General features: G+C 69.1%; 6 protein-coding genes. 3 read left to right on the top strand and 3 right to left on the bottom strand.

The window, feature by feature from the left end:
• Positions 1–684: 684 nt before the first annotated feature.
• From ACWGIU_RS25490 to ACWGIU_RS25480, 3 genes are all read right to left on the bottom strand, one after another.
• Positions 685–1,167 carry a hypothetical protein gene (locus ACWGIU_RS25490; RefSeq protein ID WP_453709446.1) on the bottom strand — a complete coding sequence of 161 codons (483 nt, stop codon included), beginning with the start codon at positions 1,165–1,167 and terminating at the stop codon, positions 685–687.
• Positions 1,164–2,999, bottom strand: a complete 1,836-nt coding sequence (locus ACWGIU_RS25485) for a glycoside hydrolase family 15 protein (protein ID WP_453709444.1) — start codon at positions 2,997–2,999, stop codon at positions 1,164–1,166. The genes ACWGIU_RS25490 and ACWGIU_RS25485 overlap by 4 nt, the downstream gene beginning before the upstream one ends.
• A 142-nt stretch (positions 3,000–3,141) precedes the next feature.
• Positions 3,142–3,579 carry a hypothetical protein gene (locus ACWGIU_RS25480; protein ID WP_453709442.1) on the bottom strand — a complete coding sequence of 146 codons (438 nt, stop codon included), beginning with the start codon at positions 3,577–3,579 and terminating at the stop codon, positions 3,142–3,144.
• 83 nt (positions 3,580–3,662) lie between these two features.
• Here ACWGIU_RS25480 and ACWGIU_RS25475 point away from each other — a divergent pair, with 83 nt between their 5' ends.
• The 3 genes from ACWGIU_RS25475 to ACWGIU_RS25465 all read left to right on the top strand — a co-directional run bounded on the left by ACWGIU_RS25475 (position 3,663) and on the right by ACWGIU_RS25465 (position 6,546).
• Positions 3,663–4,340 carry a helix-turn-helix transcriptional regulator gene (locus ACWGIU_RS25475; protein WP_453709448.1) on the top strand — a complete coding sequence of 226 codons (678 nt, stop codon included), beginning with the start codon at positions 3,663–3,665 and terminating at the stop codon, positions 4,338–4,340.
• An 833-nt stretch (positions 4,341–5,173) separates the two neighbouring features.
• A complete protein-coding gene (locus ACWGIU_RS25470; RefSeq protein ID WP_453709440.1) occupies positions 5,174–5,485 on the top strand; it encodes a hypothetical protein in 312 nt (103 codons plus the stop codon).
• A 212-nt stretch (positions 5,486–5,697) separates the two neighbouring features.
• Complete coding sequence (locus ACWGIU_RS25465; protein WP_453709438.1) at positions 5,698–6,546, top strand: hypothetical protein; 849 nt, start codon at positions 5,698–5,700, stop codon at positions 6,544–6,546.
• Positions 6,547–6,678: the final 132 nt, after the last annotated feature.

Raw genomic sequence — 6,678 nt, 5'->3', positions numbered from 1 at the left:
GGTCCGCCGGCTCCGACCTGGTCCGCCTCGGATGCCTCCTGGCGGCGGCGAGCGCCGGAACCGCCATCGCCCGCATCGCCCATGCCCGCGCGGCGCACCGCCGCCTGACCCTCCACAACCCCACGGGTCTCTGATCACTCCGCGTCCCGCAGGATGACCTGTTCTGATCCTGTCGGTACTCACCCGAGAGCGCATTGCCGGAGATCGGCAGTCTTCACCGCGCCCGCCGTCGGAATGCTGCTCGCTGTTGCGGGCTTTTCGGTGGTTTCGCCGCGGGCGCCCGGTGCTGCTGGGACGCGTCGGTGGGTATGCGTGCGTGTTGAACCCTGATGGGAGGTCTCGCCCGTGCCGGCATCACAGGAGCAGATGCCGCCCTTCGGTAGACCTGCTCCCGTTGAAGTCCGTCTTCTGCGGCTTCGGCAAGGGGCGCGGATGTGAACACCACCGCCACCAGTCACTACCTGCGCGCCCTGCATGGACGCCGTCAGAGCTGAAGCTCAGCCACCAAACGCTCGGCCTCCTTCCGGGGCGGCACCAGCAGCGGATCCTCCTCGTAAGCGCGGGGGCCGACGATCTTTGATGCCCGCCGCCCGCGCGCGCTCCGGTATCCGAGCGCCGCACCGGTCACACCGGCCGTCACCCATGCGGCGGCCACATGCCCGCTGTGCGGTGACGGCATCCGTGTCAGGCACCGAGCTGGGTGAAACCGCCGACGATGGCTCCATAGCCGATGTGGGCGAGGACGGTGACCACGGGAGTACTCGGTCCGTAGTTGAGCATGAGGAACCCGGGTGGTTCCAAGAGGGCCACCTCGGGGGCGCTGGTGAGCGGGCTGCCCATCCGGGGGTGGAGGAGCGGCAGCAGAACGCTGACCAGGGCGGTGCCGGCGAACAGGCCGTGCAGAAGGCCGAAGAGTGCGCCCAGCCACCAGCCGGCTACGCCGATCGCGAGGAAAACGGCGTAGTACACGAACGCGAAGATCTCGCCGTTGACGAAGTGCATCAGGTAGCCGAGGGCCTTGGCGCGCGTGCGGTTGACGGTCACCGCCGTGCCCAGCAGGAAGGGCAGGTCCATGCGCGTCAAACGCATTTCGCCGGCGGCGCGCAATGCGGTGGTCAGCAACAGAGTGCCGACGAACGCCCCTGCGGCCGTTCCCCAGGCGCTCACCCGCCCGCCTCGGCGCTGTTGATGGCGCAGGCGGCGCTGATGAGCGACAGGTGGCTCAGCCCTTGGGGCAGGTTTCCCAGGAAGTCACCGGTGACCGCATCGATCTCCTCGCTGTAGAGGCCCACGTCGTTGGCCATGCGGACCAGGTCGTCCATCAGTTCGGTTGCCCGGGCGAGCTGTCCGGTGCGGGCGAAGGATTCGGCGAGCCAGAAGGAGCAGGCGAGGAACGCACCCTCGGGTCCACTCAGGCCGTCTTCGCCGGAGTAGCGGTCGACGAACGGCCCATGCCGCAGCTCCTGCCCCACGGCCGTGATCGTCGCGCCCATGCGCTGGACGTCGCCGTCGTAGCCATAGATGTGGCCGAGGAGGACGGCGGCGTCCAGGTCCTCGCTGCCGGCGGAGCGCACGTAGCAATTGCGGCGTGGCGAGACGCATCGGGTCTCGACGAACGTGGCGATCTTTTGGCGGGCGTCGTGCCAGTGGGCCAAGTGCCGGTCGGGAATGTAGCGGTGCTCGGCGAGGTGTGCCGCGCGGTCGAGCGCCACCCAGCACATCATCTTCGACTGGGTGAAGTGGCGGGGTGCGCTGCGGACCTCCCAGATGCCGGAGTCGGGATGCTGCCACACAGCGCAGACCAGGTCGGCGACCTCCGCCAGGCGCCGGGCGACGTCCGCATCCAGCCGGCCGGCGGCCTGCGCGTACAGCCAGGCGGTCTGCATCAGCTCGCCGTACGTGTCGAGCTGGATCTGGCCGACGGCCGCATTGCCGACGCGGACCGGCGACGAGCCGCGGTAGCCCTCCCACGGGAGGGCCCGTTCCGTGGTGTGGGCTCCCCCGTTCAGCCGGTAGAGCACCTTCAGGCGGGGGTGGGTCAGCTGGGAGGCGTGCATCAGCCACCAGAAGTAGGCATGTGCTTCCGCGGGGCAGCCGAGCTGCAGGAAGGCGGCCAGGGTGTAGGCGGAGTCGCGGACCCACGAGAAGCGGTAATCCCAGTTGCGCTCGCCGCCGATGTGTTCGGGCAGCGAGGTCGTCACCGCGGCCGCGACCGCGCCCGACGGGGCGAAGACCAGCAGCTTCAAGGCCAGCAGGCTGCGCATCACCGCCTGGTGCCACCTGCCGGTGTAGATCCGGTCGTCCGCCCAGCGCCGCCAGGCCGCGCACGTGTGTTCCAGTCGTACGTCGCATTCGGCGCGGGCCGGGAGGACCAGTGGTTCCTGGTGAGCGAACGGCATGGCGATCAGGGCGCTCCTGCCCGGCGCCGTAAGGAAGCTGCCATTGATCGAATCCTCTTCGCACCGGGGTTCGCCGGCCTCCCAGGCACATACGGCGAGCGCGTCACCGCCGGCTGTCGCCACCGGGACTCCCACGCGCCAGGCCAACCGCGTGGGGCGGCTGCCGTAGCCGAATCGAGGCTGCACCCTCCACCGCATCGGCACGGCCCCCGATATGCCGTCGATGCGCCGTTGCAGTTCGCGTACCGGAGCCAGTGCGGCCTCGTCGTGCAGGGTCAGCGCGTCGGTGACCCGCACGGTGCCCTGCGGGGTGACGAAGGTGGTCTCCAGGACGTTCGTACCCGGCAGGTAGCGGCGTTCGCTCCGGTAGGGCAGCGCCGGTTCCAGGAGGAACCGGCCGCCGCGGTCGGCGTCGAGCACGGCGCCGAACACCGCGGGCGAGTCCAGATCCGGCAGGCCGAGCCAGTCCACCGACCCGTCACGGGCGACCAGTGCCGCGGTCCGGCCGTCGCCGATCACCGCGTAGTCGCGCAGTGGGACGAAGCCATCCGTCCGCGAGGCCGCCGGGCGATGGCGATCGGTTCTGGGAGAAGTTCCCATGGCTTCACCATCTCATCGGGCCTGATCTCCCGCTCTGCACAGGGCGCACCATGAACTCCGGGCGATCTGAGGAAGCGCGGCACGGGCGGGTGGTGCCGTGAGGTTCCACCCGCCGGAGGGGTTCGGCGCGCTCAGCGTCTGTTCACGGTCGCTGCCGCTTGGTGTGGTCGCTCTGGGCGAGCCGGGCGAGCGCGACGGCGCCGAGGAGCAGTCCGAAGTCGCGCAGGGCGATGTCGTAGTAGCCCGGGATGGTCAGCAGGTTGACGATGATGCCCGCGAGCCAGCCGGCCACCAGCCAGCCCCCGAAGCGCGGAACCAGCGCCACGGCGATGCCGGCCACGATCTCGATCGCACCCACCGCGTACATGGCCGCCTGGGCGCTGCCGGGAACGATGTCGTCGATCCACGGCGCGAGGTAGGTGGGCCAGTCGACGAGCAGGTTGGTGAACTTGTCCAGCCCGAACAGGATCGGCGCCACCGTGAAGCCGATACGCAGGATCGTGAACGCCTGGTAGGCGGGGTCGGTGAGCATCGCTCGGCGCGGGGCGGCGGCGGTGGTGCTTGTGGATGCGGAGGACATGGCCCCCTCCTTCTATCGGCAAGGTTCATTTCCTATAGAAGCCCTCTCCCGCTCTTTAGTCAATGGCTGTGGGTTTTACACTGGTGTTCGTGGACATCCCGAAGGAAGTACGCGACCCCGACGTCTCCGCCATCGCGGCTCTCGACGAGCCGACCCGCAGGAAGCTGTACGACCATGTGGTCCGCCAGCCGAGCCCGGTCAGCCGGGACGAGGCGGCCGCCGCCTTCGGGCTGGCCCGGAAGACCGCCGCGTTCCACCTGGACCGGCTGGCCGACGAATCGCTGCTGGACGTCGTCTACGAGCGCCGCAGCGGACGCTCCGGGCCGGGCGCGGGAAGGCCGGCCAAGCTCTACCGCCGCTCAACGAAACAGGTCGCCGTCAACCTGCCGGACCGCCGCTACGAGCTGGCCGGAAGGCTCCTCGCCCAAGCCGTGGAGGAATCCGACGCCACCGGCGAGCCGGTGCGGCAGGTGCTGCACCGCAAGGCCGAAGAGCTCGGAGCTCAACTGGGTGAGCAGAACAAGACCAACGTGTTCGACCTGCTGGAGCGCTACGGCTTCGAACCACGACACGAGAACGACTCCATCGTTCTGGCCAACTGCCCCTTCCACACGCTGGCCCAGGAACACACCCAGACGGTTTGCGGCATGAACCTCCACCTACTACGCGGTGTCCTCAGCAGCTCGGACGAGCCAGGAATCGAGGCATGCCTGGAACCTCGCCCCGGACAATGCTGCGTCCGGCTGCAGCCGGCCGCCTGATCGGACCGGCGCGCCTGCGACCCTGCAGCCAGTGCGGCGTGGATGGCGGTGGGCGGGGGTGCGGGCGCGTTCCTCCCCTCGGATGGATGACGCCGGGCGCCTGCCGGCCCGGCTGTCCGGGCCGCTGGACCCTGGAAGCAGGGGGCTGACGAGGGAGGCCGGGTGACGCTGTACCCGTAGACCGCGACCAAGCTCCGGTGGGGCCCGGTGGTCGACAAGTGCAGCAGGACCGGCTGCTCGACATCGCGGCCGGCTGCGGCGGCCCCGACGCGGAGTTCACCCCGGCTCCGTAGACCGGGCAGAGACGGACTGAAGCCGTCACCTCGCCAAGAGGTGACGGCCCTTCGCATGTTCCGGCCCCGGGCCCGCCGAGCTCCTGTCGGGGCGTTGTCGGTGGTGGCGGTGACCATGGGGAGATGAGCGCCGGTGTCGCGCCCGGGTCCCGCACGCGGGTAATCGAATCGGTCTCGGGGCCGGCCGGGGAGCCCTCGCAGAGTGGGTGCCCGGGGTGCTCGGCGTTCACGTCACCGGTCAGTCTCGGGGCCGGCCGGGGTGGCGCGGCTGGTCGACGCGGTCGCGGACACCACCGAACTCACGGTGCTCCCCCGGCGACGGTGCGACGGCGAGGGCCGAGCTGCACATGGCGGCCTCCCGGCTCTTCACGAGACCCCTAGCTATTCGGGTGCCGACCGCAGGGGAGCTCGACGGTGGTGCCCGTGCGCAACGTCGCCGCCCGTTGCATCGGCCCCTGGCGGCTACACGTTCGGCTGTAGACCGGCTGAACACGACCGCAGCGAAGGGCCGCCCTCGGCGGTCCGTTACGCTCACGCACCATGCCTGACCTGCCTCCTTTCCACAACGCCATCATCGACGCGATCATGGACCACGCCAGCCGCGCGACGCTGCCCTTCCAGCGTGCCAACCGGGCGGAGCAGCACGCGACGGCCTTCTGGTTCAACGAACTCGTCGAGGAGACCGACGAGGGTTCGGTCGTCCGGCAGTACCTGGTGACCGCGGGCGAGCGGACGAGTGGTCCCCGACCGGATGCCGCTCAGAGCCGTACCCCATCACCTGCACGACCCGCGCCCGCCCGCCTCGCGGAGGTGGTGCAGCAAGTGGGGCAGGTGCGGCACTCTCTCGAATGAATGCATTCACCCGATTCGTCTACCCCTGTGGAGTGTCCACCACGTCGCTTGCCGGCAAGACCTATGTTCCGCCCCGGATGTCCGAATCGGATGGATTGGGCGGAGGCGCCATGCGCAAGATCTTGGACAGGTACCTACCAGGCGGGAACAGCGGGGGTCAGCAGCCGGACGCTGGTGCCACGAAGCGGCCACACGGAGCGGGTCGCAGGCTCATGTACAGCATCCCGCCGCTGGCTCTTCTGAGCCTGCTGGCGGGACCGGCCGCCGCTCAGCCCGCGTCCAGCCAGGTCAACGACGCGATCACCTACAGTTCGATCCCCAAGCAGCTGCCGGGCAACGTCACCAGCCTGGGCTTCGAGGCGGCCTCGACGAATGAATTCGGCGACGAAGTAGAACTCGCCCCCCAAACCGGCACGGTTCGCACCCTCAAGACGCTGCGGGTGGTGCTGTCGAGTTTCGCGTGCCAGACCGGGACGTGGTCTGCCGGGAACTGTGGGACGACGGCAGGGGCAACCTTCAGCCACCCCATGACGGCGAACATCTATGCGGTGGACAACTCCGGTCCGACCCCGACCCCGGCCGGCGCGCCGTTGGCCACCGTGACGGTGACGCCCGACATCGCGTACCGACCTGCGGCGGACCCCTTCAATTGCACCGGGGCGGACGCCGGCAAGTGGTTCAGCGCGAAAGAGCAGAAGTGCTACAACGGGTTCGCGCAGACCGTCCAGTTCAAGTTCCCCAAGGTCGACCTGCCCGACCAGGTCATCTGGACGGTCGCGTTCAACACCACGCACTCCGGCTACAGCCCCATCGGGGAGAGTGCCGCCTGCTACACCGCCGATGGCGGCTGCCCCTACGACTCGCTCAATGTCGGAGCGCAGACGTTTCCCGGAGCCCCCTTCGCCGGAACCGACGTTGATCCGAACGGGGTCTTCCTCAACTCGGATTCCGGTTCGGAATACTGCGACGGCGGCGCCGGCGGAACGGGAACCCTCCGCCTCGACACGCCGTGCTGGACCGGCTTCACACCGCTGGGGGAGATCAGGACCCAGTCAAACTAGGGCCTGTGTGATGTCGTGATCATTCGACGGTCTTCAGGAGGTCGTCGATCCAGCTCATTGCGGCGCTGAGTTGGAGGCCGGCGAGGTAGCTTTCGGGTGTCTTGTCGTAGCGGGTGGCGATGCCTCGCCTAT

This window comes from Streptomyces sp. NPDC054840 (assembly GCF_053611065.1).
The sequence above is the reverse complement of the archived record's forward strand: the minus strand, read 5'-3'. Positions and strand labels throughout refer to the sequence as shown.